The organism is Streptomyces milbemycinicus, assembly GCF_002154605.1.
GTDB classification, from domain to species: Bacteria; Actinomycetota; Actinomycetes; order Streptomycetales; family Streptomycetaceae; genus Streptomyces; species Streptomyces milbemycinicus.
The window spans coordinates 1-24820 of the sequence record NZ_MUNE01000323.1; the positions used below are offsets into that span (position 1 = coordinate 1).

The 24820-nt window shown below is 69.5% G+C and carries 22 protein-coding genes and 4 pseudogenes; 12 read left to right on the forward strand and 14 right to left on the reverse strand.

Going from position 1 to position 24820, the window contains the following annotated elements; translation table 11 throughout:
- From CCN51_RS25300 to CCN51_RS25310, 3 genes and pseudogenes are all read left to right on the forward strand, one after another.
- Nucleotides 1–371, forward strand: a pseudogene (locus tag CCN51_RS25300) (alpha-L-arabinofuranosidase C-terminal domain-containing protein); the annotation flags it as partial.
- A complete protein-coding gene (locus CCN51_RS25305) occupies nucleotides 368–1684 on the forward strand; it encodes an alpha-galactosidase (RefSeq protein ID WP_238545292.1) in 1317 nt (438 codons plus the stop codon). The pseudogene CCN51_RS25300 and the gene CCN51_RS25305, both read left to right, overlap by 4 nt.
- Nucleotides 1685–1742: 58 nt before the next feature.
- Nucleotides 1743–2729, forward strand: a complete 987-nt coding sequence (locus CCN51_RS25310) for a LacI family DNA-binding transcriptional regulator (protein WP_238545293.1) — start codon at nucleotides 1743–1745, stop codon at nucleotides 2727–2729.
- 46 nt (nucleotides 2730–2775) lie between these two features.
- Here CCN51_RS25310 and CCN51_RS25315 read toward each other — a convergent pair.
- From CCN51_RS25315 to CCN51_RS25340, 6 genes and pseudogenes are all read right to left on the reverse strand, one after another.
- Nucleotides 2776–3132: pseudogene (locus CCN51_RS25315) on the reverse strand (IS1182 family transposase); the annotation flags it as partial.
- Nucleotides 3133–3163: 31 nt separating this feature from the next.
- Entirely contained in the window at nucleotides 3164–4261 is a 1098-nt protein-coding gene (locus CCN51_RS25320; RefSeq protein WP_086860106.1) for a helix-turn-helix domain-containing protein, read from the reverse strand.
- A gap of 169 nt (nucleotides 4262–4430) precedes the next feature.
- Entirely contained in the window at nucleotides 4431–4724 is a 294-nt protein-coding gene (locus tag CCN51_RS25325) for a DUF1330 domain-containing protein (RefSeq protein ID WP_014173934.1), read from the reverse strand.
- Between the two features lie 33 nt (nucleotides 4725–4757).
- The gene (locus CCN51_RS25330; protein WP_014173935.1) at nucleotides 4758–6191 is read right to left on the reverse strand and encodes an MFS transporter; all 1434 of its coding nucleotides are present in this window, start codon (nucleotides 6189–6191) and stop codon (nucleotides 4758–4760) included.
- Nucleotides 6188–6550 (reverse strand): MarR family winged helix-turn-helix transcriptional regulator, encoded by a 363-nt coding sequence (locus tag CCN51_RS25335; RefSeq protein ID WP_014173936.1) that lies wholly within the window; start codon nucleotides 6548–6550, stop codon nucleotides 6188–6190. The genes CCN51_RS25330 and CCN51_RS25335 overlap by 4 nt, the downstream gene beginning before the upstream one ends.
- 127 nt (nucleotides 6551–6677) lie before the next feature.
- Nucleotides 6678–7127 (reverse strand): IS1182 family transposase, encoded by a 450-nt coding sequence (locus tag CCN51_RS25340; protein ID WP_014173937.1) that lies wholly within the window; start codon nucleotides 7125–7127, stop codon nucleotides 6678–6680.
- Between the two features lie 519 nt (nucleotides 7128–7646).
- Here CCN51_RS25340 and CCN51_RS25350 point away from each other — a divergent pair.
- A complete protein-coding gene (locus CCN51_RS25350; protein ID WP_014173938.1) occupies nucleotides 7647–8414 on the forward strand; it encodes a dienelactone hydrolase family protein in 768 nt (255 codons plus the stop codon).
- 1081 nt (nucleotides 8415–9495) lie between these two features.
- On the opposite strand, the gene CCN51_RS25360 is transcribed toward CCN51_RS25350, so the two are convergent.
- The 4 genes from CCN51_RS25360 to CCN51_RS25375 are packed head-to-tail and all read right to left on the reverse strand — an operon-like array spanning nucleotide 9496 to nucleotide 12186.
- The gene (locus CCN51_RS25360) at nucleotides 9496–10470 is read right to left on the reverse strand and encodes a quinone oxidoreductase family protein (RefSeq protein ID WP_245881680.1); all 975 of its coding nucleotides are present in this window, start codon (nucleotides 10468–10470) and stop codon (nucleotides 9496–9498) included.
- Nucleotides 10471–10513: 43 nt separating this feature from the next.
- A complete protein-coding gene (locus CCN51_RS25365; RefSeq protein ID WP_014173940.1) occupies nucleotides 10514–10936 on the reverse strand; it encodes a (R)-mandelonitrile lyase in 423 nt (140 codons plus the stop codon).
- A gap of 33 nt (nucleotides 10937–10969) precedes the next feature.
- Nucleotides 10970–11812 carry an SDR family oxidoreductase gene (locus CCN51_RS25370; RefSeq protein WP_014173941.1) on the reverse strand — a complete coding sequence of 281 codons (843 nt, stop codon included), beginning with the start codon at nucleotides 11810–11812 and terminating at the stop codon, nucleotides 10970–10972.
- A gap of 35 nt (nucleotides 11813–11847) precedes the next feature.
- Nucleotides 11848–12186, reverse strand: coding sequence for a carboxymuconolactone decarboxylase family protein (locus tag CCN51_RS25375; RefSeq protein WP_014173942.1), 339 nt, complete (start codon nucleotides 12184–12186; stop codon nucleotides 11848–11850).
- 153 nt (nucleotides 12187–12339) lie between these two features.
- On the opposite strand from CCN51_RS25375, the gene CCN51_RS25380 reads away from it, so the two are divergent.
- The gene (locus tag CCN51_RS25380) at nucleotides 12340–13209 is read left to right on the forward strand and encodes a helix-turn-helix domain-containing protein (RefSeq protein WP_014173943.1); all 870 of its coding nucleotides are present in this window, start codon (nucleotides 12340–12342) and stop codon (nucleotides 13207–13209) included.
- A 250-nt stretch (nucleotides 13210–13459) separates the two neighbouring features.
- Here CCN51_RS25380 and CCN51_RS25385 read toward each other — a convergent pair whose 3' ends face one another.
- Both CCN51_RS25385 and CCN51_RS25390 read right to left on the reverse strand, forming a co-directional pair.
- A complete protein-coding gene (locus tag CCN51_RS25385; protein ID WP_014173944.1) occupies nucleotides 13460–14479 on the reverse strand; it encodes an aldo/keto reductase in 1020 nt (339 codons plus the stop codon).
- Nucleotides 14480–14512: 33 nt separating this feature from the next.
- The gene (locus CCN51_RS25390) at nucleotides 14513–15409 is read right to left on the reverse strand and encodes a helix-turn-helix transcriptional regulator (RefSeq protein WP_043486206.1); all 897 of its coding nucleotides are present in this window, start codon (nucleotides 15407–15409) and stop codon (nucleotides 14513–14515) included.
- A 242-nt stretch (nucleotides 15410–15651) separates the two neighbouring features.
- Here CCN51_RS25390 and CCN51_RS25395 point away from each other — a divergent pair, with 242 nt between their 5' ends.
- From CCN51_RS25395 to CCN51_RS25405, 3 genes are read left to right on the forward strand one after another with little or no spacing between them, the layout of a single operon-like run.
- Nucleotides 15652–17130, forward strand: a complete 1479-nt coding sequence (locus CCN51_RS25395) for an MFS transporter (RefSeq protein WP_014173946.1) — start codon at nucleotides 15652–15654, stop codon at nucleotides 17128–17130.
- On the forward strand, nucleotides 17130–18014 hold the full coding sequence (locus tag CCN51_RS25400; protein ID WP_014173947.1) for an aldo/keto reductase: 885 nt from the start codon (nucleotides 17130–17132) through the stop codon (nucleotides 18012–18014). The genes CCN51_RS25395 and CCN51_RS25400 overlap by 1 nt, the downstream gene beginning before the upstream one ends.
- 31 nt (nucleotides 18015–18045) lie before the next feature.
- Nucleotides 18046–19116 carry an NAD(P)-dependent alcohol dehydrogenase gene (locus tag CCN51_RS25405; protein ID WP_014173948.1) on the forward strand — a complete coding sequence of 357 codons (1071 nt, stop codon included), beginning with the start codon at nucleotides 18046–18048 and terminating at the stop codon, nucleotides 19114–19116.
- Nucleotides 19117–19424: 308 nt separating this feature from the next.
- On the opposite strand, the pseudogene CCN51_RS25410 reads toward CCN51_RS25405, so the two are convergent.
- Nucleotides 19425–20481: pseudogene (locus CCN51_RS25410) on the reverse strand (helix-turn-helix domain-containing protein).
- A gap of 131 nt (nucleotides 20482–20612) precedes the next feature.
- Between CCN51_RS25410 and CCN51_RS25415 the strand changes: the two are divergent.
- The 4 genes and pseudogenes from CCN51_RS25415 to CCN51_RS25430 all read left to right on the forward strand — a co-directional run.
- Nucleotides 20613–21200 (forward strand): annotated as a pseudogene (locus tag CCN51_RS25415) (AIR synthase-related protein); the annotation flags it as partial.
- Nucleotides 21201–21360: 160 nt separating this feature from the next.
- Nucleotides 21361–22074: a CBS domain-containing protein gene (locus CCN51_RS25420; RefSeq protein WP_014173951.1), complete on the forward strand. Its 714-nt coding sequence runs from the start codon at nucleotides 21361–21363 to the stop codon at nucleotides 22072–22074.
- 252 nt (nucleotides 22075–22326) lie between these two features.
- The gene (locus CCN51_RS25425) at nucleotides 22327–23283 is read left to right on the forward strand and encodes a universal stress protein (RefSeq protein WP_014173952.1); all 957 of its coding nucleotides are present in this window, start codon (nucleotides 22327–22329) and stop codon (nucleotides 23281–23283) included.
- Nucleotides 23284–23293: 10 nt separating this feature from the next.
- A complete protein-coding gene (locus CCN51_RS25430; protein WP_014173953.1) occupies nucleotides 23294–23965 on the forward strand; it encodes a CBS domain-containing protein in 672 nt (223 codons plus the stop codon).
- Between the two features lie 65 nt (nucleotides 23966–24030).
- On the opposite strand, the gene CCN51_RS25435 is transcribed toward CCN51_RS25430, so the two are convergent.
- On the reverse strand, nucleotides 24031–24820 hold a 790-nt coding region (locus CCN51_RS25435), incomplete at its 5' end, for an Acg family FMN-binding oxidoreductase (protein WP_086860110.1).

Below are 24820 nucleotides of genomic sequence, written 5' to 3' on the forward strand. Positions count from 1 at the left end.
TGCGGGTCGAGGTGGACGGCCGGCGCATCCGCTGCTACCGCGACGGCGAACTCGTCCACGACATCGAGGACGCCCCGGCGACCCCCGAGGGCTTCGCCGTATCGGCCGTCCGCGACAGCGCCGCCGGTGATGTGATCATCAAGGTCGCCAACGCCACGCCCGAGCCCGTCACCGTCCGTTTCCGGCTGGCCGGCGCTGACGCCGACGCCGGTTTCGCGCGGACCACCCTCGCCGTCGCCCCGGATGCCACCAGCCGGTTCGAGCCCGCCCCGGCCACCCCCGCCGAGGACCGGATGACCGGGCCGGTCTGCGACATACCGCCCCACTCCTTCACCGTGCTGCGCACTCGACCAGGAAGAGATCAGCTGTGACCCGATCAGCACGCCCGATCCCCGAGCGACGCCTGCGTCCCCCGATGGGCTGGAACAGCTGGGACTGCTACGGCACCACCGTCACCGAGGACGAGGTCCTCGCCAACGCGGCCTTCATGCGCGACCACCTGCTGCCCCACGGCTGGGACACCGTCGTCGTGGACATCCAATGGTACGAGCCCACGGCTCGCGCCCACGGCTACAACCCGGACGCCCCGCTGGTCCTCGACGACCACGGCCGCCAAATGCCCGCGCCGAACCGATTCCCCTCGGCGGCGGGCGGCGCGGGATTCGAACCGCTGGCCGAGCGGGTGCACCGGCTCGGACTCCGTTTCGGACTGCACATCATGCGCGGCATCCCGCGCCGCGCCGTCGCCGCCCGCCTCCCCGTCGCCGGCACCGACTGGACCGCCGACGAGATCGCCGACACCGGCTCCGTCTGCCCCTGGAACCCCGACAACTACGGCCTGAACCACGACCACCCCGGTGCCCAGGCGTACTACGACGCCCAGGTCGCCCAATTCGCCGCGTGGGGCGTCGACTTCATCAAGGCCGACGACATGCTCTTCCCGTACCACGAGCGGGAGATCACCGCCTACGCCCGGGCCATCGCCCGCGGCGGCCGCCCCATCGAGCTGAGTCTGTCCCCCGGCACCGATGTCTCCCTCGCCCACCTCGACCACCTGCGGGATACCGCCACCATGTGGCGGGTCTGTGACGACCTGTGGGACCGGTGGCAGGACGTCGAGGCCCAGTTCGCCCGAATGGCCCGCTGGGCCCCGTGGCAGAGCGAGCGCGGCTGGGCGGACGCCGACATGCTGCCCCTCGGCCGCATCGGCATCCGGGCCGAGCGGGGAGAGGACCGGCTCTGCTCCCTCACCCGCCCCGAGCAGATCAGCCTGCTGACGCTGTGGCTGATCTCCCGCTCCCCGCTGATGATGGGCGGCGACCTGCCCACCAGCCCGCCGGAGACGATCGAACTGCTCACCAACGACGAAGCGCTCGACGTCCTGTGGCACAGCGGGAACAACCGCGAGGTCCTCCGTGAGAAGAACCTCGTCCTGTGGACCGCCGACGACACGGACGGGCACATACGCTACGCCGCCGTGTTCTCCCTGGCCGACGGCCCCGAGCGGGTCACGGTGCCCCTGGGCTCCCTCGGCGCCCGGCCCGACGACCACATCCGGGAACTGTGGACCCACACCGACACCCCGCACGACGGCCACCTCCTGACCGCCAACCTCCCCGCCCACGGCTCGGCCCTCTACCGCCTCACACCACCCGACACCGGGGGCCGCCGGGCTGAGGTGTAATGGTGTCGAGTGGGCCTGGAACCGCAGACCGGGGGTGAACGTGGCAACGATCCAGGACGTGGCAAAGGCCGCCGGGGTCTCCGCGATGACCGTCTCCAACGTCATCAACGACCACCCGAACGTGCGCAAGGCGACCCGGGAGAAGGTCCTCCAGGCGATGGCCCGGCTCGACTACCGCGTCAACGTGGCCGCTCGAAACCTGCGCAAGGGCCGCACCGGAACCATCGGCCTCGCCGTCCCCGAGGTGAACAGCCCGTACTACGGCCGGCTGGCCGCCGCCATCATCGCCGCGGCCGAGCGGCACGGCCTCCGGGTGAGCATCGAGCAGACCGGCGCCCTGCGGGAGAACGAACTGGAAGCGTTGTCCATGTCGCGCAACCGGCTGTACGACGGGCTCATCCTCAGCACGGTGGGCATGGGGCAGGCCGACGCCGAGTGGCTCAAGGTGGACTACCCGGTGGTCATCCTGGGCGAGCGGATCTTCGGCGGCCCCGTGGACCATGTCGCCATGCCCAACATCGACGCGTCACAGGCGGCCACCCGCCATCTGATCGAACGGGGGTGCCGGCGCGTCGCGATCCTGTGCGGAGCGGTGGAGGAGGTCGACGTGTCGACCCTGCGCCATACGGGCTACCGGCTGGCCCTGGAGAGCGCCGGGCTGTCCGTGGACCCCGACCTGGTGCAGTGCCTGGACACGCTCACCATGCACGCGGGCGCGCGGCGCGCCCGGGAGATGGCGCACAGCGGGCTCGACTTCGACGGCGTGTTCTGCGTGACGGACACCGTGGCCATGGGTGTGCTGCGGGGCCTGGCCGACGCCAGTGTCCGGGTGCCGGAGCAGGTCAAGGTGATCGGTTTCGACAACGTTGACGAGAGCGAGTTCCTTGTCCCCTCGTTGTCCACCATCGACCCTGATCACGACACGATGGCCGAGCGGGCGGTGGGACTCCTGGCCGGACGGATCGACCGGGCCGAGCCCCGGGGGGATCGGCAGGAGTTCGTCAGCCGCTTCTCCGTAGTGGTCCGGGAGTCGACAGGCGGCTGACCGTACAGCTCGGCAGACAGCCTCCACCAGGCATTCAGGCGGATCAGGTTGAGTGCTGGGTTCGGGTGTGCCGGAGTGCCTCGGTCATCTGTCTGGGGTGGAGGGAGTGTTGGCGGCGGTTCTTCTTCGCGGTGGTGCACTGGGGTTTGAAGGGGCAGGGGATGCGGTCGAGGGCGGCGAAGGTGACCACGGTCTTGGGGATACCTTCGCTCACGACGGGGTTCCAGGTGGCGCTGGTATGTCCGGCGGGGCAGGTGGCCTTCCCGGCTTCCCAGTCGATGGTGAAGTCGGTGGCGGCGAAGTCTGCTTGGGCTTTGGCTTGCCGGGAGGTGTCCAGCAGGACCGGCGTGATCAGTGCGATGCCGTAGGTCTTCACCGAGCCGTGGATGAGTTCGGCGGTGGCGTTGCGATTGCCGAATACTCGTCCGTGCAGGTCACGCGGCGTGTCTGTATTCGTGGAGGATGCCGCCAAGGTGGTCGTGGCGTCGTATGTCGAGGTGGCTTAGCTTGTCGGGATCGTTGATTGGTGTGGGGAGTGGGTGTAGTGGTCGGGCGTTCGCGATGCCCTGGTGTGGTCGATGGGAGTTGTAGAACTGCTCGAACTCTCGTAGGGCGTGGAGGAGGTGGCGCTGGTTCCAGATCAAGGTCCGGTCCAGGAGCTCGTGTCTGCAGGTCTGCACCCACCGTTCCATGATCGAGTTCATTCTCGGCATCTGGATGCCGGTGAGGACGACCTCGATCCCCGTGTCCTTGAGGACGGCGTCGAAGAGGGTGGGGAACTTCCCGTCCCTGTCTCGGATCATGAATCGTGCCCGGCAGCCGACGTCCTCGAGATCCATGACCAGGTTCTTCGCCGCTTGGGTGACCCAGGAGGTGGTCGGGTGTGCGGTGGCGCCAAGGACCCGGATGCGGCGACTGCTGTGTTCGATCACCGCGAGGACGTACATCCGCCCGCCGGACAAGGTGACCGCCTCAAAGAAGTCACAGGCAAGGAGGGCGTCGGCTTGGGAGCGCAGGAAGTCGGCCCACGTGCTGGAGCTCCGGTCGGGCGCCGGATCGATGCCGGCATCCTTCAGGATCTTCCAGACGGTCGAGGCGGCCACGTTCACTCCCAGCATGAGCAGTTCGCCGTGAAGGCGCCTGTAGCCCCAGCTTGGATTCTCTCTCGCCAGCCGCAGCACGAGAATCCGGATGGAGCGCACGGTACGTGGTCGACCGGGTCGCTTGGGGGGCGATAGGGCGGCATGCCGGCGTCTTGCGAGGTCGCGGTGCCAGCGCAGCACGGTGTCAGGACGCACGAGCAGCCGCACACGCCGCAGAGCCGGCAACGGCAGCCGGTGCAGCAGCGCCGCCAGGAACGCCCGGTCGCCCGGGGTGAACCGTACTCGGGCACCGCCGAGTTGGCGTTCGAGCACTGTGATCTGATGGCGGAGGGCCAGGATCTCCGCATCCTTGTTCCGGTCGCTCATCGGCAGCGGACGCAGCAGCGCGAATGCGTTGGTCACTCCCAGGTAGGCCAGTCGCAGCAGCACGGTCGATCATCATGACGCGTCGACTACCGGCTACGCGAGAGCGCCGACTCGAGCGACGAGGCCGACGACCGCCAGTCCAGGTGCAGGCTTCCGATCAGGGCGGATGACATTCTCGGCAAGCGCAGCGTCTCACCACCCTGACTTCAGTGAAGATCCGACTGGACCTCGGTCAGTCGATGCCTTCGACGATGCGGAAGTCGCGCTCGACGCCGTCGGAGAGGGCGACCAGCGCCTCCTGGTAGGCCGCACTCTCGTGCGCCGCGACGTCCTGCTCGAAGCTGTCGAACTCGATCAGGACGGTGCGCTCGGCGATTCCGGCGTCATGCGTCACGACCCGACTGCCACGGGCGAGGATCCGACCGCCCCCGGCCTCGACGGCCGGACCGGCCAGCTTGTTGTAAGCAGCCAGCTTCTCAGGGTCTGAAATGGTGCGGTAGGCGCTGACCCAGTAGCCCTTGGGCATGGAACCTCCAGTGTTGGGATGAGTGCATCTGACTTACGGGTTGGTCTCGGACGAGCGTCGGCGGGCGAGAGCGAGGCTTGTCAGCGTCGTGATCGCCATGGCGCCGATGCCGACCAGCGCCGCGGTGGTGTAGGCGCTGTCGTCGGGGAAGAGGTGGCCGGGGCCGGTGCCCGCGGCGAGGATCAGGCCGCCGATGGCGCTGCCCAGGGAGTACCCGACACTGCGGACGACGTAGTTGAAGCTCATGGCGCTCGACGTCTCGCTCTTGGGGGTGACGGCCAGGATGACGCCGGGCATCGCGGCCGAGAAGCCGCCGACGCCGAAGCCGAGCACGCCCATCGCCGCGAACAGTTCGGCCAGGTCCGACCGGGCCGCCGCGAACAGGGCGAACCCGCCGCCGACCACGACGGCGCTGCCGGCCAGGAGCAGGGGGTCGGCGATCCGCGTCCGGACCCGCGGCGTGAGCTTGCCGGCGACGAACCCCAGCACCGAGAACGGGATGAGGACCAGCCCGGCGACGAAGGTCGTCAGCCCGAAGCCGTAGCCGGCGCTGTGCGGCGTCTGCGCGTACCGGGTGATGAGCGTGAGCAGGAGGTACATGCCGATCCCGCCGACGAACATGGCGAGGTTCGCCCCGGCGACCGCCGGGTGCCGCACCGCCCGCACATCGACCAGGGGCGTCGTGCTGCGCAGCTCGATGACGGCCCAGACGCAGAGCAGCACCACCGCGACGACGGCGAGGCCCGCCGCCACGGCGAGGTGCCGGCTCCACAGATTCCGTTCGCCGGCGAGGAACAGCACCAGGAGCAGGGCAGCGGCCAGGACGACCGCGCCTGCCACGTCCACGTGGGCGGAGCGGCCTTCGGGGGCTTCGGGCATGGAGCGCCACGCGGTCAGGAGGGCGGCGGCGGTGACGACCAGGCCGAGGCCGTAGGCGGCCCGTACCCCGGCGAGCTCGGCGAGCAGTGCGGCCAGCGGGTAGCCGACGCCGGCCCCGATGATCGAGACCACCGAGATCAGGGCGATCACGGCAGCGCTGCGCTCCTCGGGGAGGTGGTCCCGGGCCACGCCCATCATCAGCGCCGTCAGCCCGAGCCCGACGCCCTGGGCCGCCCTGCCGGCCAGCAGCCACGCGAACGGCAGCGGCAGCACGGTGAGCGCGCTGCCGGCGACGACGACCGCCAGCGTGGCGAGGATCGTGGCCCGCCGGTGCCGGCCGGCTCCGAGCCGGCCCAGGACCGGCGTGGCGACGGCGCCGCTGAGCAGCGCGACGGTCAGCGTCCACTGCGCGCTGCCGAGCGAGACGTGGAACGAGGTCGCCACGCTGGTGATGAGCGGCGTCCCGAGGCTGGCGACCGCCGCCACGACCAGAGCGATGAACATCAGGGTGGGGACCAGCAGCCGCGCCTCGGAACGCGCCACCGGGAACGCCTTCACCGCGACCCCGCCGACCGGCTGCCCGGTCACTGCTTCGGCCCTTCGCGGTCCTGGCTTTCGAGCTCTGCCAGATGCTTCAGCGCCGGAAGGGCCGCCACCAGCGCCTCGACCTCGTCGCCGGTGAGCTCGCCGATCAACCGCTCGAACGCGTGGACGCCCGCCTGGCGCCGCGTCCGGACATAGGAGGCGCCGGCCTCGGTCAGGCACACCAGCGTGACCCGCTTGTCGGACGCGTCGCCCCGCCGCTCGACCAGGCCGGACTCCTCCATCACCCGGACCAGGGCGGTCATCGCGGGCTGGGTGACGCCCTCGACCGCGGCCAGATCGGTGATGCGCCGCGGGCCGGTCCGGTCCAGGGTGGCCAGGGTGGCGGCGGACGTCAGGCTCATGTCCCGGGGCAGGCGTCTCGCGGCCCTGGTGGCCAGGCCGTAGAGGGCTGCCCCGATGGCGGCGGACGCGCCAGGAGCGGTGTCTTGACGACTCATGCTCGAAGCATAGCATTTTTATATTCATAGTTTATGGAAATGGTCGACTGGCGCGGGCGGCGCGCCCCTTGAGCAGGCCGGCCCGCCGGATCCGGGTCAGTGCCAGGCCCAGCAGCCGGTCGGCGCGGTCGCCCTCGGAGAGCCGGTCGCGGAAGTCGGACAGCACGCTGTGGTGGAAGCCGGGGTCTTCCAGCTCCAGGCCGAGGGCGTACTTGAAGTCGATGCGGCAGCGCACCGCCTCGGCGGCCTGGCGGTCCGACAGGTTCAGCGCGTACTGCAGCACGCAGACGGTGGCCAGCTGCGCGGGCGAGAGCCCGGGGCGGCCGTCGCGCGGGTACCAGGCGGTGAAGTCCTCGTCGCTGAACAGGCCGTCGAGGCGGTCGCGGATCCACATCGCAGTGGTGCCGTGGGGGTTGCTGGCCCGGGCGACCCGCACGGTCAGCGCCGGGATCTCGGTTCCGGGACGGGGCTGGAGGGACATGTCAGGCTCCTGGGGGACATGGGCAGAACGCTCCCACAAGCCTGACGCAGCGTCACGATCGTTGACTGTCCGTCCTCAAGATTCCCGACAGAGTCCGACCCGGAAGACCTGGCGCACATCTCGCCGTACCTGACCGAACACATCAACCGGTTCGGCGAGTACAGCACCCACGAACTCGGCATCCAGCCCGAGGCGTACGACCCGAAACTCGACGTCGACTTCACCCCGCTGCGCGAGCAGGACCTGACCGCCGCCGGTCTCGGCCAGGCTGCCTGAGCCGTGAGGGAACTAGCTGGTGACGCCCTTCACGGGAGCGGGCCGGAATACCCCAGAATCCTGCTGCGAGGGTCAGCCTCCAACACCGTGGCCCGGGCAGGTGATCCGATAGCGCTGCCGTGGGGGCGGGGTTTGTGACGGTTCTTGTGGGCCCTCGCCGTATTTCAGAGGGATACCCGCGCTGTTCTGCCAGCGGCAGAACACCGGCCGGACCGGGCTCGACGATCACTACAGTCCAGTCTCATGACGACGATTACGACGCGTACGGTCGAGTATCCGGCCGACGGTTTGACGATGATCGGGCACCTCGCGCTCCCGGCCGGTGTCGACCGTCGGCCCGCGGTGCTGCTCGGACCAGAGGGCATGGGGCTCAGCGACGTCGAGCGCCGCCGGGCCGATGCTCTCGCCGAGCTGGGATATATAGCGCTGGCCTTCGACCTTCATGGCGGGCGCTATTTGGGCGACCCCGAGGAGATGCTGGCCCGTTGCCTGCCGCTGCTCGCTGATCCCGAGCGGATGCGAGGCATCGGCCATGCGGCGCTCGATGTGTTGCGCACCGAACCGCGGACCGACCCCGACCGGATCGCCGCCGTCGGCTATGGCACGGGGGGTGCCGTCGGGCTGGAACTCGGGCGCGGCGGCGTCAGCCTGCGCGCGATCGGGACAGTCAACGCACTGACCACGGGCCGACCGGGCGAGGCGGCGCGCATTCGCTGCCCGGTGTGGGCCGGGGTCGGGTCGGAAGACCCGATCATGCCGCCCGCGCAACGGAACGCGTTCACCGCTGAGATGCAGGCCGCGGGCGTCGACTGGCGCCTCGCGGTCTACGGCGGCGCCTTGCACGCCTTCCACCACCCGCCGGTCGGCCACCCCGTGGTCCCCGGCGTCGGCTACCACCCACGGCACGCGCAGCGAGCCTGGCGCGACGTCGTCGACCTGCTCGCCGAGTGCCTGCCCGTGACGGAGGATCTGGGGCATGACCCAGGTAAGCATGCTGGCCCCGGGCACTGACAGTCCACTCCCCTCAAGTCCGCACAGCAGAAACGCATTCGGGCGGTTACTCGATCGCGGAGACGTATTCACAACTACCGCAGTAAATACCGGATTTACTGCGGCAGAGCCCCTACCGTGATCACCGCGACCTGCGGCGGACCAATCCGGCCTGAAGGGTGTCTTTATTGCCGTACGGTGGTTGACCTGGGGCTTTGGGTCGTCGAGCTATGGGCGTGATCACTGATCGTGGGTCTGCGACTGCTCTACCTGATCTTCTGCCGACTCCTGGGCTGCTTCCTTTTGCTGGGCCGATCGACCGCCGCGAACAACGCCGAGATCCTCGCGCTTCGTCATGAGGTCGCTGTGCTTCGCCGGCAGATCGAGCGGCCGCAGCTCTCATGGGCCGATCGTGCCGTGCTCTCAGCTCGCGCACGGCGCCTGCCATCCGCCTTGCGCCGCCATCGGCTGGTCACCCCGGGCACGTTACTGAACTGGCACCCTGGCGGTGTAGCACCGCGTTCTCGTGCCGCAACGCCAAGACCTCCGCCTCCTTGGCCACGCGCCGCAGCGGGCACCTTGATCCGGTTCCGGACCGGCGCGGTGACGATTGAAAGGGGCATCAGCAGATCATCCCAGGCGCCGTGCAGGCCGCCCCCTGCGCGGAGAAGCTGCGGGCCAGACCCAGAATCGTATTTCCGAGCGGGACAGGCCGGCCATCAGGTGGCGGCGGTGGTGTGAGCGGCCTCGGTCACCCCGGAATCATGGCATACACAACCCGCGCACTGGGTGAATCTGTCCATATTTGCGCCAGTTGTCCGTTGGCACCCAACCCAGTCCGGTCGAAGTCTCCGACCTGCGCGGACTGTGTTGGCTGTCAAAGCCGGTCGCGCCGGCGGCTCAGACCTGGCCGATCTGGGACGACTTGGTTGGATGGCAGTGATCGGCCTCGACTGGGTTCGATGATGTAGGTTCTCGCGGCCCCTGTCCTACGGCGATTCCGTGACCTGTGACGTCTCGCCTTTCGGTCCTGGCGGTTGGTCTCGCGGCGTTGGCCAGACCTTCGAGACTGTGTGTCGGTCCGACGCTGAATCGTTTCGGGTCAGGGGACGGTGAGGACGATCTTGCCGAGGGCTCGGTGAGAGCGGAGCCGAGTGACGGCTTGGTCGGCGGTGTTGAAGCTCAGGATGCTGTCGATGAGGGGGCGCACGCGGCCGTCGGCTACGGCGGGCAGCAGGTCTTGGCCGGCGGCTGCAATGACGGCGCCGAGTTCCGCGGCGCGGGTGAAGCCGAAGGACACCCCGTGCACGCGCAGGTGGCGGTAGGACAGGGCGTCCAGGTCGATGGTGGCCGCAGCCGTGTCGAGACGGCCGATGTTGACCACAGTGCCGTCCACTTTGGTGGCCGGTAGGCAGGCGGCGAAGGTCTGGCCGCCGACGTGGTCCAGGGCCAAGTCGACACCTTCGCCGGCAGTGGCGTCGAGTACTGCCTGGGTGAGGTCCTGTTCGCTGGTGACAACGATGATGTCGGCTCCGGCCTGCTTGAGCAGGTCGTGCTTGCCAGCGCTGCGAGTGGTGGCGACGATCGGGCCGGCGCCCAGGGCACGGGCGATCTGCACGCCGATGAGTCCCATGCTGGAAGCGGCGCCAGTGATCAGCAGCGACTGGCCGGGCTGGTAGCCGCCGGTTGTGAGGGCGCGGTGCTCGGTGAGCAGTCCGGTGGGCAGCGCACAGGCTTCCGTAAAGTCGACTCCGTCGGGGATGGGCAAGACGTGACGCTGGTCGGCCAGCACGTACTGGGCAAAGCCGGCCGGAGTGGTGCCCATCACGCGCTGCCCCACGGTGGCGGTGTCGACGCCGTCGCCCACCACCGCGATTTCACCGGCGAACTCGTAGCCGGCCTGGTATTCCTTGCCGCTGCCGCCCGCGGTGGGGTCGGCAGCGGCAAGCATGGCAGCGTCGGCGTTGTTGAGCGCCACCGCGTGCGCGCGCACCACGATCTGACCGGGACCTGGCTTGGGTACGGGAACCTGGCGGGGGGTCCAGTCGGGGCCGGTGCCGCCGAAGAGGGCGGTCATCGTCGCGGTCATGCTCGGGGTACTCCTTCGCGCGTGGGTGGGGTCAGTGGTTGCTGCGGGTGCGGGGGGCCTGGTACTGGGCGTCGGTGACGTGCTCCAGCCAGGTGGTCTCCGGGCGGTCGTCGTCGGGGGCGGTGCCGTCCCACAGCGCGAGGTGCTGCATGAAGCGGTCCTCGGTGGCGCCGTGCCAGTGCTCCTCGCCGGGCGGGCAGGTGACGGTCTCGCCGGGGTGGGCGGCGTAGACGGTGCCGTCGCGGGTGCCGATAAGGGCGACGCCAGCGATGACGTGCAGGGTCTGGCCGACGGCGTGGTGGTGCCAGGCGGTGCGGGCGCCGGGGGCGAAGCGCACCATGTTGGCTCGGATACGGGACGGCTCCTGGCCTGCGTGGATGACGTCGAACCAGACGTCTCCGTTGAACCAGTCCTCGGGGCCCTTGCCGGTGGGCTGCGGCTTGACGAATTCCATGGCGTGCTCCTTGGTACGGATCGGGTGCCTGGATCAGGCGGCGTCGGTGTGGGCGAGGCCGCTGCCCAGGGTGCGGGAGGCGGTGGCCTGGGCGGTGATCTGCCGGCCCTTGGCCTCGGCGGTGGGGATGGCGTCGTCGCCGGCGACGAACCGCAGCGGCGGCTCGTCGAGGTCGGTGACCTTAAGCAAGGCGTCGGCGAGCTTGGCCGGGTCGCCAGCTTGCTGCCCGTTCATCGACTGCCACATTGCCTTGGTGGTCTTCGTGCGCTCGGCGTAGTCGTCGATGGACAGCTCCGCCCAGCTGGTGGAGGCGTCCACGAGCAGCTCGGTGCGGAAGAAGCCGGGCTCGACGATGGTCGTCTTGATTCCGTACGGCTCGACGTCGTAGCGCAGCGACTCCATCCAGCCCTCGACCCCGAACTTGGAGGCGGCGTAGGCGACGCAGAACTCCTGGCCGACCAGCCCGGCGATCGAGGAGATCGTGACGATGTGCCCCGCGCGCTGGGCGCGCATGACGGGCAGGACGGCGCGGGTGATGTTCATCGGGCCGAACAGGTTCGTCTCCATCTGCGCGCGCATCTGCGCGTCGGAGATCTCCTCGAAGTAGCCGGCCTGGAACGTGGCGGCGTTGTTGATCACCACGTCGATGCGGCCGAACCGGGTCACGGCGGCGTCGACAGCGGCCTGGGCGGCGTCGGTGCTGGTGATATCGAGGGCGGTGACCAGCAGGTTGTCGTGCTCGCCGCCGAGCGCCTTGAGTACGTTTTCGGGGCGGCGGCCGGTGGCGACGACCTGGTGGCCGGCGGTCAGGGCCTGGCGGGCGATGTCGGTGCCCAGGCCGCGGCCCGCACCGGTGATGAAGATGGCCTTACTCATGAGAAGGGGATGCTCCTGTGCAGAAAGAAGGGGTGTCAGCGGTCCTGGTCGGCGTCGGCGGCGGCCAGGATGGCCTTCAACTGGCCGGCGGCGCCCATGGCGTTGGGCCAGCCGGCGTAGAACGCCAGGTGGGTGATGGCCTCGCTCAGCTCGGCCTGGGTCAGCCCGTTCTCCAGGGCCAGCTTGAGGTGGAAGCCGAGCTGGTCGGATCGGTATAGGGCGATCAGTGCGGTGACGGTGATCAGGCTGCGATCCCGCGGGGAGAGCCCCTCGCGGTCCCAGACGTCGCCGAACAGCACCTGGTCGGTGAGATCGGCGAACTTGGGGGCGATGTCGCCGATGGCCTGCTGTGCTGCGGATTCCTTTTCCGACATGATGCTCTTTCCTTCCGCTGTCCTGTCTGGCGCAATTCCAGGCTTGCATTCCTACGCGCGCCCGTGCAGAGGGGAATTTGTTCCTGGGAATGGAACATCCTGGGAAGAATCCTTCCCCCTCACGCCGAGGGCCTCCGCTGCCACACTGGGGGCATGAGTCCGACACCGCATCTGAACGAGCTGGGCGAGTTCCTAAAGGCCCGCCGGGCCGAGCTGAGCCCGCGCGCCGTGGGCTTGCCCGACAGCGCAGGTCCCCGCCGGGTCGCCGGGCTGCGCAGGGAAGAGGTCGCCCAGCTAGCGGCGATCTCCACGGACTACTACACCCGGCTCGAGCAGGGCCGGCTGCCTCCCTCCGCACCGGTGCTGGAGGCCGTGGCCCAGGCCCTGCACCTGGACGACGATCAGCGCCGCTACCTTTTCGGCCTGGCCGGGAAGGAGACGGCAAAGCCGCGCCGCAGGGCCCGGCAGAAGGTCCAGCCGCAGCTGCGCCGGGTCTTGGACGACCTCACCGCCACGCCCGCCATCGTGATGGGCCGCAGGATGGACATCCTCGTCTGGAACCCCCTAGCAGCGGCGCTGGTCACCGACTTCGCCGCCGTCCCGGAAAAGCATCGCAATTACGTGCGCATTCTTTTCACCGACCCGGCGATGCGCACCCTGTATGCCGACTGGAAAGGTGTGGCTCGTACCGCAGTTGCGCAATTGCGCATGGAGGCGGCGAAGTATCCAGACGACCCCCGCCTGACCGCTCTGGTCGGTGAATTGTGCGTACAGGACGAAGACTTCCGCCAATGGTGGGCCGCACACCATGTCGCCACCCTCAGCGTGGGCACGAAGGTCCTCCACCACCCCATCGCCGGCGAGCTCTCCCTGGACTGGGACACCCTCACCGCCAGCACCGATCCCGACCAGCAGCTCGTCGTGTGGACCGCCGAAGTCGGCTCACCCACCCACGACGGCCTTCGCATCCTCGCCTCCTGGGCCGCAGACCAGTACCAGGCCATCGCAGAACCGGCCGAGTGAATCCACCCACTGCGATCATGCCGCGCCATGTGCTGGCTATGACGCTCCTGGCTGTTTGCGGTGCACACCGGTGGATCGGCCCGACCCCGTAAACGAGCAGGGTCGCGGACCCATGGCAGCGGTGAGACGTCATCCCTGGAGGAGCTGTTCGTGTAGCCGCCGGCCGGTGCGTCATGAGCCAGAAGGCGCCTTTCGTGGTCGCGGGGAAGTCGGTGCGACTGGCCGGCGTGGCCGGCCAGCCGGGGACGCGTCAGCGGCGTCGCTGGTCGGCAAGCAGTTCGAAGTCGCCGTAGCTGTTGTCGACCGGGTTGACGGTGACGCCGGGCGCGACGATCTCGTCGATGGCGTCGAGCACGTCAGCCGGCAGTGTGACGTCGGCGGCGGGCAGAAACGCCTCCAGCTGGTCCATAGTGCGCGGCCCAATGATTGCCGAGGTGACGCCGGGGTGGTTGATGACGAAGGCGACGGCCAGCTCGATCAGGGTGAGACCCGCCTTCTCCGCAAGGAGCGCGAGCTGATCGACAGCGTCGAGCTTGCGCTGGTTGGCGGGGGTGCTCATGTCGAAGCGTGCCTGGGGGCGCGCCGCGGAGGCGGGGCCCTCCGTGGCGTTCTTGCGGTAGCGGCCCGAGAGCCAGCCGCCGGAGAGCGGGCTGTAGGTGAGGGTCCCCATGCCGTGGCGGCGCACGGTGGGCAGGACGTCCTCCTCGATGCCGCGGACCAGGATCGAGTACGGCGGCTGCTCGGTGACGAACCGCTCCAGGTGGCGTTCCCGCGAGGTCCACTGGGCCTCGACGATCTGGGAGCCGGAGTAGGACGAGGAGCCGATGTAGCGGATCTTGCCCTGGTGCACGAGGTCGGAGAGGGCGCCGAGGGTCTCGGCGACGTCCGTGTCGGGGCTGGGGCGGTGCACCTGGTAGAGGTCGATGTGGTCGGTGTCGAGCCGGCGCAGGGAGTTCTCGACCTCCCGGATGATCCAGCGCCGTGAGCCGCCTCGCTGGTTGGGGTCGTTCTGGTCCATCGGCATGAAGAACTTGGTCGCCAGGAACACGTCCTCGCGGCGGCCCTTGAGAGCCTTGCCGACGATCTCCTCCGAGACGCCGGCGGAGTACACGTCCGCGGTGTCGACGAAGTTGATGCCCGCGTCCAGGGCGCGGTGGATGATCCGGATGGAGTCGGCCTCGTCGTCGTTGCCCCAGGGGCCGAACATCATCGCGCCCAGGCAGAGCGGGCTGACCTGGACCCCGGTGCGGCCGAGCGGTCGGTACTGCATGAAGGGGTTCTCCTCGGGTGTGGTTCGTCGTGGTCAGTCGTTCGCGGTTGGGACGGCGGCCCCGGTTCCGGCCCAACTGGCCAGCAGGCCCAGGGCCTGGCTTGCCGGGGAGTCCGGTTCGGGCGTGTAGAAGTTGAGGCGAAGACCTGGGTCGGACGGCAGCTCCATCGCCTCGTAGGGCAGGGCGAGATCACCGACCAGCGGGTGGTGCAGGTTCTTCACTCCGGAACGGTGGAACTTCACGTCGTGGCGGGCCCACCGGCGGGCGAAGTCGCCGCTCTTGGTCGTCAGTTCCCCGATCAGATCGGTCAGCGCCTTGTCGTGGGGTGCCCGGCCCGTCTCGATGCGCAGGAACGCGACCGCGTCGTCGGCGCCCTTGTCCCAGTCGACCCAGAAGTCCTTGCTCGCGGGGTCCAGGAACATGAAGCGGGCGCTGTTGACCGGGCCGCGCTGGGCGAACAGCGGCGAGTCGAAGAGGGGTGCGTACAGCGCCCGCCCCAGCGTGTTCGCGGCCAGGACGTCGAAGCGCGCGTTGCGCACGTACGCCGGCACATCGGTCATCGAGCCGAGCAGGCGCAGGATCGTGGGCCGCACCCGGGACGCCGTCGCCGCAGGGCGCCGGCCCGACGGGGTCGCCGCGCGGGCCAGGTCGTAGAGGTGCGTGCGCTCGGCCTCGTCCAGCTGCAGCGCGTGCGCGAGGGATTCCAGTACCGAGTCCGAGGCGCCGGAGAGGTTCCCGCGCTCCAGGCGGACATAGTAGTCGACGCTCATGCCCGCGAGCAGCGCGACCTCCTCCCGGCGCAGGCCCGCGACGCGCCGGTTGCCGCCGTAGACCGGCAGTCCGGCCTGCTCGGGGGTGATCCGGGCACGCCGGGTGCTCAGGAACTCGCGGACCTCGGCGGCCACGCTCTTCTTGTCTCGCTCTGCCATCGTCCAGATCCCTGAAATCGCTCCGTCGCCGGTGATCGCGCCTCGGTGGGACGCTCGGGCCCCGGCCTGTGACGGTCCTGCCTCCGCCTTCACCCTAGGTCCGTCCGCGAGGACCTGCGAGGTACCGCCAGTACCTGGAAGAGCAGTGACTCCCACCCCTGTGCCCGCCCGCGGTTGTCTTGGAGAGAACCGAGGACCGGGAGTCCGACACCGGGCCTCACCCTGAAGCGAAGGACACCACCGTGCGCGCAGCACCCACGTACGACGGGACCGGCGACGTCGCCCTGGCGCAATCCGCGCCGCCCATGGCGGTGCGCGCGCCGGACCCTGCCGCCCCGGCCCGGCCAACGCTGATCCTCACGATCATCTGCGTCAGCTACTTCATGGTCATCCTCGACAACTCGATCGTCTTCACCGGTCTGCCGCAGATCCGCTCCGACATGGGCTTCTCCGAGACCGGCTTGTCCTGGATCACCAACGCCTACGTCCTGGTCTTCGGCGGGCTGCTGCTCCTGGGAGCCCGGGCCGGTGACCTGTTCGGACACCGCAGGGTGTTCCTGTTCTCCCTGGTTGTCTTCGCGCTGACCTCGCTTCTTGTCGGCGCCGCACAGGCCCAGTGGTGGCTGATCGGCGCTCGGGCGCTGCAGGGCGTCGGTGCGGCGGTCCTGGCCCCCTCCGCCCTGTCCCTGCTCACCCGCAGCTTCGCCGAGGGCCGGGCCCGTAACCGGGCGATGGCCGCCTACAGCGCGGTGGCCGGGCTCGGCGCGGCTCTCGGCCTGGTGGTGGGCGGCCTGGTCGCCGACCTGATCTCGTGGCGGGCCGGGTTCTTCCTCAACGTCCCGGTCGGCATCGCGATGGTGGCGCTGGCCGTGCGGTTCCTGCCCGAGACCGAGCGCCGGGGCGGCCGCTTCGACGTCGCCGGGGCACTCCTGGCGACCGCGGGCTCCACCGCTCTGGTCTTCGGCATCGTGGACGCCTCCGACATCGGCTGGACCGCTCCGGCCACTCTGATTCCACTGGTGGCGGGAGTGGTGATGCTGGCCCTGTTCGTCCTGGTGGAGCGGCGGGCCGCGCAGCCGATCGTGCCGCTGCGGCTGTTCGCCGACCGGGAGCGCAGCGGCGCCTACGTCACCCGAATGCTCTACATGGGCGCGATGATCGGGTTCTTCTTCTTCACCGCGCAGTTCGTGCAGAGCGTCTACCACTGGACGCCGCTGCAGGCCGGGCTCGCCTTCCTGCCGATGACGCTGGTCAACTTCGTCTTCGCCGTCCAGGTGCCGCGGCTCCTTGAGCGGGCGAGCAGGCCACAGGTGCTCACCACCGGGCTCGCCCTGACCATGGTGGGCATGGTGTGGCTCAGCCGCCTCGACCTGCACACGTCCTACCTGACCGGAGTGGCGTTGCCAATGGTGCTCATCGGCGCCGGCCAGGGCCTGGTGCTGGCCCCGCTGACCTCCAGTGGCGTCGACGGCGTCGCCCCTGCGGACGCGGGAGCCGCCTCGGGCCTGGTCAACACCGTGCACCAGATCGGCAGCGCGCTGAGCCTGAGCGTCCTGACCGCCGTGGCCGCCTCGGTCTCCACCGGCCACGGGGCCGCCGACATCGCGGCCCGCTCGGGCGCCGCGCTGACCGGCTCCGCCGTCCTGCTCGCCCTGGCCCTCGCGGCCACCCTCACCCTCATCGTCCCCACACGTACCCGCCCGCACGAAAGGTCCCTGTGATGCAGACCCTCACCCTCAACAACGGCGTCCAGATGCCCGCCCTCGGACTCGGTGTCTTCCAGACCCCGCCCGACGAGACCAGGGACGCCGTCACCGCCGCGCTCGAACTGGGCTACCGCCACATCGACACCGCCGCCGCGTACGGCAACGAACGCGAGGTCGGCCAGGCCATCCACGCCTCCGCCGTGCCCCGCGACGACATCTTCATCGAGACGAAGATCTGGATCAGCGACTACGGCTACGACGAGACCCTGCACGGCTTCGACAAGAGCGCCGCCAAGCTCGGCGTGGACCACATCGACCTGCTGATCCTGCACCAGGCGCTGCCGTCGGACTTCGACAAGACCCTCGCCGCCTACCGCGCCCTGGAGCAGCTCCTGGCCGACGGCAAGGTCCGAGCGATCGGCGTCAGCAACTTCATGGTCGACCACCTGACCACACTGCTCGACACCACCACGGTCGTGCCCGCCGTCAACCAACTGGAGATCCACCCGTACTTCCAGCAGCGCGCGGTCCTCGACTTCGACGCCGAGCACGGCATCCTCAACCAGGCGTGGTCCCCCATCGGCGGCATCACCTTCTACCCCGGATATGGCGAAGACCGCCGGAGCGTCCTACAGGACCCGGTCGTCACCGCGATCGCCGAGACGCACGGCAAGAGCCCGGCCCAGGTGCTGCTGCGCTGGGGCATCCAGGAGGGCCGCTCGGTGATCCCCAAGTCGACCAAGCGCCACCGCATCGCGGAGAACATCGACGTGTTCGACTTCGCCCTGACCACGGACGAGTTGAAGTCCCTCGACGCCCTGGAGACCGGCCGGCGCGGCGGCCCCGAGCCCACGGACGTCACCCTCGCGGCCTACGGACGCGCCATCCCCGAAGCCTGACACCACCTCGCATCTGCGCAAAGGAACCACCATGCCCACCACCGTCAACGCGTTCGGCACCCACGAAGCAGGCAAGCCGCTCACTCCCGTCACCGTCGAGCGCCGCGACGTCGGCCCGCACGACGTCAAGATCGACATCCTGTACTGCGGGATTTGCCACTCCGACATGAACTACGTCGACGGGACGTTCGGCCCGCTGGCCGTCAGCCCGCTCGTCCCCGGCCACGAGATCGTCGGCCGCATCATCGAGATCGGCCCCGACGTCACCCGCCACCAGGTCGGCGACCTGGTCGGCATCGGCTGCATGGTCAACTCCTGCCGCACGTGCGAGAACTGCCAGGCAGGCCAGGAGCAGTACTGCCTGAAGGGCAATACCCTGGTCTTCGGGGCCCCCGATCCCGCCGAGCCCGGCGCCCACACCCAAGGCGGCTACTCCGAGGCGATCGTCGCCCCGGAGGCCTTCGTCGTCCGCGTGCCCGAGGCCCTCGACCCGGCCGCCGCCGACCCGCTGCTGTGCGCCGGCATCACCGTCTACTCCCCGCTCAAGCGGTTCGGCGCCCGGCCCGGCACCAAGGTCGCCGTCGTCGGCCTCGGCGGGCTCGGCCACCTCGGCGTGAAGATGGCCAAGGCCATGGGCGCCGACGTGACCGTCCTGTCCCAGTCCGGCAGCAAGCGCGAGGCCGCCAAGGCCCTCGGCGCCGACCACTACGCCGTGACCGGTGACAGCTCGGCGTTCACCGAGCTGGCCAACACCTTCGACATCATCCTCAACACCGTCAGCGCACCGGTGTCCCTCTCCGACTACCTCGGGATGCTGCGCCTGCACGGCACCATGGTGAACGTCGGTGTGACGACCGAGCCGATGCCGCTGGAGGTCTTCGCCCTCCTCCCCAACGGCCGGTCCTTCGTGGGATCGCTGTTCGGCGGCATCGCCGAGACGCAGGAGATGCTCGACTTCGCGGCCGAGCACGACGTCACGGCCGACATCGAGCTGATCGACGCGCAGGACATCAACACCGCCTACGAGCGGATCTGTGCCTCCGACGTCCGCTACCGGTTCGTGATCGACGGCGCGACCTTCGCGGAGCCGAAGCAGGCATGACCAACCACCACACGGCCGCCGTACGAGGACTCTGAGAATCGCCCTCGTACGGGAGTGACCTGCGGCAACACCACCCACGGGGGACTTTACGCACAGGGCGCGCGATCGCGACGCCCGAGTGAAACTGTCGACATGGGCACTGCGGGTGCCGATAAACCATCCACGCAGGTCGGGAGCCTGATCACGGATCTTCGGCTTTCCTCGACATCCGCCCCAAGTGCCTTCACCTGCAAAGGCCCCGGCGGCATCATGATCTGTCGTGCTGCTGCGCCTGGCCTTGCGCTTGCCGATAACTTCATCCGTGCAGGTCATGCGGCATGTTGGTATTCGTGGAGGAGGCCGCCGAGGCGATCACGTCGTCGTATGTCGAGGCGGGCTAATGTGTCCGGATCGTCGGTCGGCGCAGGTAATGGGTGCAGTGGGCGGGCGTTGGCGATGCCCCGGTGTGGTCGGTGTCCGTTGTAGAACTGCTCGAATTCTCGTAGGGCGTGGAGCAGGTGCCGGTGATTCCAGATCAAGGTGCGGTCCAGGAGTTCCCGTCTGCAGGTCTGCACCCACCGTTCCATGATCGAGTTCATTCTCGGCATCTGAACGCCGCTGAGGACGACCTCGATCCCCGCATCCGCCAGAATGGCATCGAACAGGTCGGGGAACTTCCCGTCCCGGTCCCTGATCATGAACCGCGCTCGGCAGCCTACGTCCTCAAGGTCCATGACGAGATTCTTCGCGGCCTGTGCCACCCACGCTGAGGTCGGGTGCGCGGTGGCACCCAGGACCCGGATCCGCCGGCTGGCATGCTCGATGACGGCCAGCACGTACATCCGAGCCCCGGACAGGGTGACCGTTTCGAAGAAGTCACAGGCCAGCAGGGCATCGGCCTGGGGGCGCAGAAAGTCCGCCCACGTGCTGGAGGACCGCTCGGGTGCCGGATCGATGCCGGCCTCTCGCAGGATCTCCCAGACGGTTGAGGCGGCCACCTTCACGCCCAAGACGAGCAGTTCGCCGTGCAGACGGCGATATCCCCAGCCGGGATTCTCCCGCGCCAGGCGCAGCACCAGGGCCCGCACGGCGTGCACGGTCCGAGGCCGTCCCGAACGCTTGGGCCGGGAGGCGGCAGCATGGCGGCGGGCGAGAAGGTCGCGGTGCCAGCGCAGCACCGTGTCCGGACGCACCACTAGCCGCACTCCGCGGAGCACGTCCATGGGGAGCCGGTGCAGCAGCGCCGCCAGAAAGGCCCGGTCGCTCGGGGCGAACCGCACCCGGTGCTTACCGAGTTGGCGTTCCAGCACCATGATCTGGTGCCGCAAGGCGAGTGTCTCAACAGCTTTGTCTCGTCACGCCCAAGTAGGCCAGTCGCAACAGCACGGTCGATCATCTTGCCGCGGCGAGCACCAGCCTCGCGAGAGCGCCCGTTCAGGCGACTTCGCCGGTCGACCTCCCGTACACGGCGCGCACCTCCTCCCACCAGGGCGGATGACATTTTCGGCAAGCACAACATCACCACGGCCGGTGTCGGGTTGATCCCCGACGGCGTGGACATCCGTCCGCAGCGTGCCCGGCCCGGCGACGTGGTGATCGTCAGCGGTCCGGTCGGCCGGCACGGCATCGCCATTCTCAGCGTCCGCGAAGGGCTGGCATTCGGTACCGAGGTGGTCAGCGACACCGCGCCGCTGACCGGACTGGTCCAGACGATGCTCGCCGTCACCCCCGAGATCCACGTCCTGCGCGACCCCACCCGAGGCGGCCTGGCCGCCGCCCTCAATGAGATCGCGGCGGCCTCGAACACCGGCGTCGTCCTGGACGAGCGAGCGGTGCCCGTTCCGGAGGCGGTGGCGACCGCTTGCGCTTTCCTGGGCCTGGACCCGATGTACGTGGCCAATGAGGGCCGCCTGGTGGCCTTCGTGCCCAGGCACCACGCGGACGCGCTATTGGAAGCGATGCACGCACACCCGCTGGGACGCGAGGCGGCGGTGATCGGCGAATGCGTGGTCGAACACCCCGCGACGGTCGTGGCCCGCACCGGACTCGGCGGGACCCGGATCGTGGATCTGCCGCTCGGCGAGCAACTGCCCAGGATCTGTTGACTGTGTCCGCTTCTGGTACTGACGCCTGCCTGGGCGGGCGGCATGGGGGACCACCGGCCCTGGAAGCGACCGGACGCAGAAGGAGCACAAAGGGCACAGTGGAAGGTGGGGGCGAACCGTCGTCCGCCGCGCGACGCGCAGGCAGGAAGGAGCTGCGACGATGACTGCCCAGCACAGTACGGTCAGCGAGGTGATGACGCACGATGTCGTCACCGTCCGCCCGGATACCCCGTTCAAGGAGATCACTTCCGTCCTGTCCAGCCACGGCATCAGCGCCGTGCCTGTAGCCGACGCGCGTGGCGCGCCGATGGGGCTGGTGTCCGAAGCCGACCTGCTCCGCAAGCAGGCCGAACAGCGCGCCGGTGGGCAGGAGGCTCCGCCTGGATGGCCCCGCGAGAAGGCCAAGGCACGCGCGGAGAACGCCGCCGGGCTGATGACCGCCCCCGTCGTCACCGCTCACGCCGACTGGACGGTCGCCCAGGCAGCTCGTGAGATGGACCGCCACCGGGTCAAGCGGCTGCTGGTCGTGGACGAGACCGACAGCATCATCGGCATCGTCAGCCGCTCGGACCTGATCCACGTCTACTTGCGCCCGGACGAAGAGATCCGCGAGGAAATACGTGACGACGTGCTGAAAGGGATGCTGCGGCTGGGCGGAAACGAGGTATGGGTCCAGGTCCACGACGGTGTCGTCACCCTGCGCGGCGAGGTCGAGAACCGCAGCACCGCCCAGATCGCCGGACGGCTTGCCAGGGGCGTGGAGGGCGTGGTCACGGTCAGGCCGATGATTGACTACGCCATCGACGACAGGGGTGCCGAGGACCAACCACAGCCGGGCATCGAGGCCATGGAACTCCGACACCGTCGCACGTAGAGCCTCTACGTGGGCATGCGCGGCGCCGCGTGCGGTCCGTTGGCCGGATCGCCTCCGGCTGGCGAGGTTCCAGCCGCCCCGACCACGGACGAGCACCACGGCGGTGACCTGTCTGCCGACTGCTTGCCGGTCCCCAAAGCAGGGAGGCGCCGATGACAGTGATGCCGCTGCCGGATGGTGACCGGCGGCGGACGGGGTCAGGCTGGATGGTGAGAGCACAGAGGGGACGAGCCTGGTTCCCAGGAGGCGGCGATGACGAGTCCGCTGGGGCGTCGGCCGGTCGTGCTGGGCGTCGACCCCGACCCTGCCAAGCGGATGGCGCTTGCCTGGGCCGTGGACGAGGCGGCCCGGCGCTGGTTGCCGCTGTGGCTGGTGCACGCCCAGGGCGTTCCGACCGGGGGATACCGGTCGAGGGAGGTGCGGCCGTCCTGGGAGGAGTGGAACCAGGCGCTGCACGCGGCCGGTGACCAGGTGCTCAGCGGGGCGGTCGCCTTCGCCGAGTCCCGGCGTCCCGAGGTGGAGGTGTCCACGCTGCTGGCGGAGGGGGACCCGGCGTGGGTCCTGCGCGAACAGGCGAGGGACGCGGCGGCGGTCGTGCTCGGCTCGTGGCATCTGAGCACGAGGCAGGAATTGTTCACTTCCGCCTCGGTGGCACTGCCGGTCATCGCCCACGCGCCCTGCCCGGTCATCGTGGTGCCGGAGCCGGAGCACATCACACAGCGTCCGCTGCACATGGTGGTCGGCGTGGACGGCAGCGCGCACTCCGCCGCGGTGGTCGACTTCGCGTTCGAAGAAGCAGCCTTGCGCGGTGTTGCCCTGCGGGCGATCTATGTGTGGGACCCTCCGCTGCTCGGCGTCCTGGACGAGCACGCGGCGCTGCAGGAGTGCCGCCGTGTGCTCTCCGAGACGGTCGCCGGCCGCACCGCGACCCACCCGGAGGTGGAGCTGCACCACGAGGTCGTCAGGGGCCACCCGGTGGGGGTACTGACCGAGGCGGCCGCCCACGCGGTCGGCCTGGTGGTGGGGACGCGGGGGCATGGCGGGTTCGCGGGCATGCTGCTGGGTTCGGTGAGTCAGGGCGTACTTCACCACGCGCGGTGCCCGGTCTTCACCGTCCCGCATCCGCACGTGGGGGAGCGAGGTGGCGGGCGGCCGGACACTGGAGGTGGTGGGGTGGCCGGTACGACGAGTGAGGCAGACGCGGAATGAGGAGGTTCCCGTGTCCGAGACTCCGCACCAGGTGAGTGACGTGATGACGCGCACGGTGGTCGCCGTCGGGCGCGACGCGTCGTTCAAGGAAATGGTCAGGACCATGGGGCAGTGGCGGGTGAGCGCCATGCCGGTTCTGGAGGGCGAGGGGCGAGTGGTCGGTGTGGTCTCCGAGGCGGATCTGCTGCCCAAGGAGGAGTTCCGGGACAGCGACCCGGACCGCTTCGAGCAGTTGCGGCGCCTCCCCGACCTCGCGAAGGCGGGGGCGGTGGCGGCGGAGGAGCTGATGAGCGCCCCGGCGGTCACCGTGCATGCGGAGGCCACCCTGGCCGAGGCGGCCCGGATCATGGCCGTTCGGCAGGTCAAACGGCTTCCCGTGGTCGACAGTGAGGGGAAGCTCCAGGGCATTGTCAGCCGGGGTGACCTCCTGAAGGTCTTCCTCCGGCCGGACGAGGACATTGAGGAGGAGGTGCGCCGTACGGTGATCTCCTATCTCTTCCCCGGGGCGAGCCATGGCGTGCGCGTGCGGGTGGACGAGGGCGTTGTGACTCTTGGCGGGCAGATCCCGAACACCGCAATGATTCCCGTGGCCGCGCGTCTCATCCGGGCGGTGGAGGGGGTTGTGGACGTCGAATGCCACTTCACCGGTGCCGGACAAGGCCACATGGCACGCGGCTCCTGACAACACCCAAGGCAGGCCCTGTCTCCCCGAGCTCCGTGAGCCCGTGGGGCGTGGCGCGCAGGTGGTCAGGGCTGGATGTCGAGTGTGTGGCGGGTGGGGCGGCGTGGTGTTCTGGGGCCTGGTGGGCCGTAGCCGAGGCGCAGCACCATGTGTACGTGTCCCGCTCCTGCCACGGGGTCGCGCAGCGGCCAGCGCAGATCGGGCCATTCGAGGGCCTGGGCGATGAAGGAGCTGGACAGTCCCTCGAGGGTGGCGATCAGCAGGACGCGTTCCATGGCCTGGCCCGCCCGCAGCCAGTCTTTCGGTGTGTCGCCGGGGGTGGCCAGCAGCGCCAGTTGCGGGGAGCTTTCGAAGTCGGCGCTCTCGCGGCCGGGGATCGGTTTGCCGCCCGCGAAGTCCCGTACGGGGGCCTTGCCGCCGCGCCGGCGGGGGCCGAAGGCGTACGGCGGTACGCCTTCGGCGGCGGACCGCGGCGTCTGCTCGGAGAGCCGGGCCCAGTGGGTGAGGTCCTCGGCACTGCCCGAGTCGGTGAGGTTGCGCGCCTCGGCCTCCAGGGTCAGATCCAGCACCGTCTGCAGATGCCACCCGGAGGCGAAGGACAACGAAACACCTTCCGCCCCGGCCGCCTCCCGGAGGGTGGTGCGCACGGGTTCGGGTATCTCGGTCTCGGCGAACGGGGCCCGGCTGGTGTGCCGGGTGTGGACGGCCGGGTACAGGGCGCTCAGGTCGTCTTCGTCGCCGGGAGGGCCGGTCAGTGATACGGCGGCGAGCAGGGTCGGCTCGTCGGGGTCGGGCAGGAGCCGGGTCGTCGGTGGCCGGCCCGTGTGCGCGGCCGCGACGCGCAGGTTCATCAGG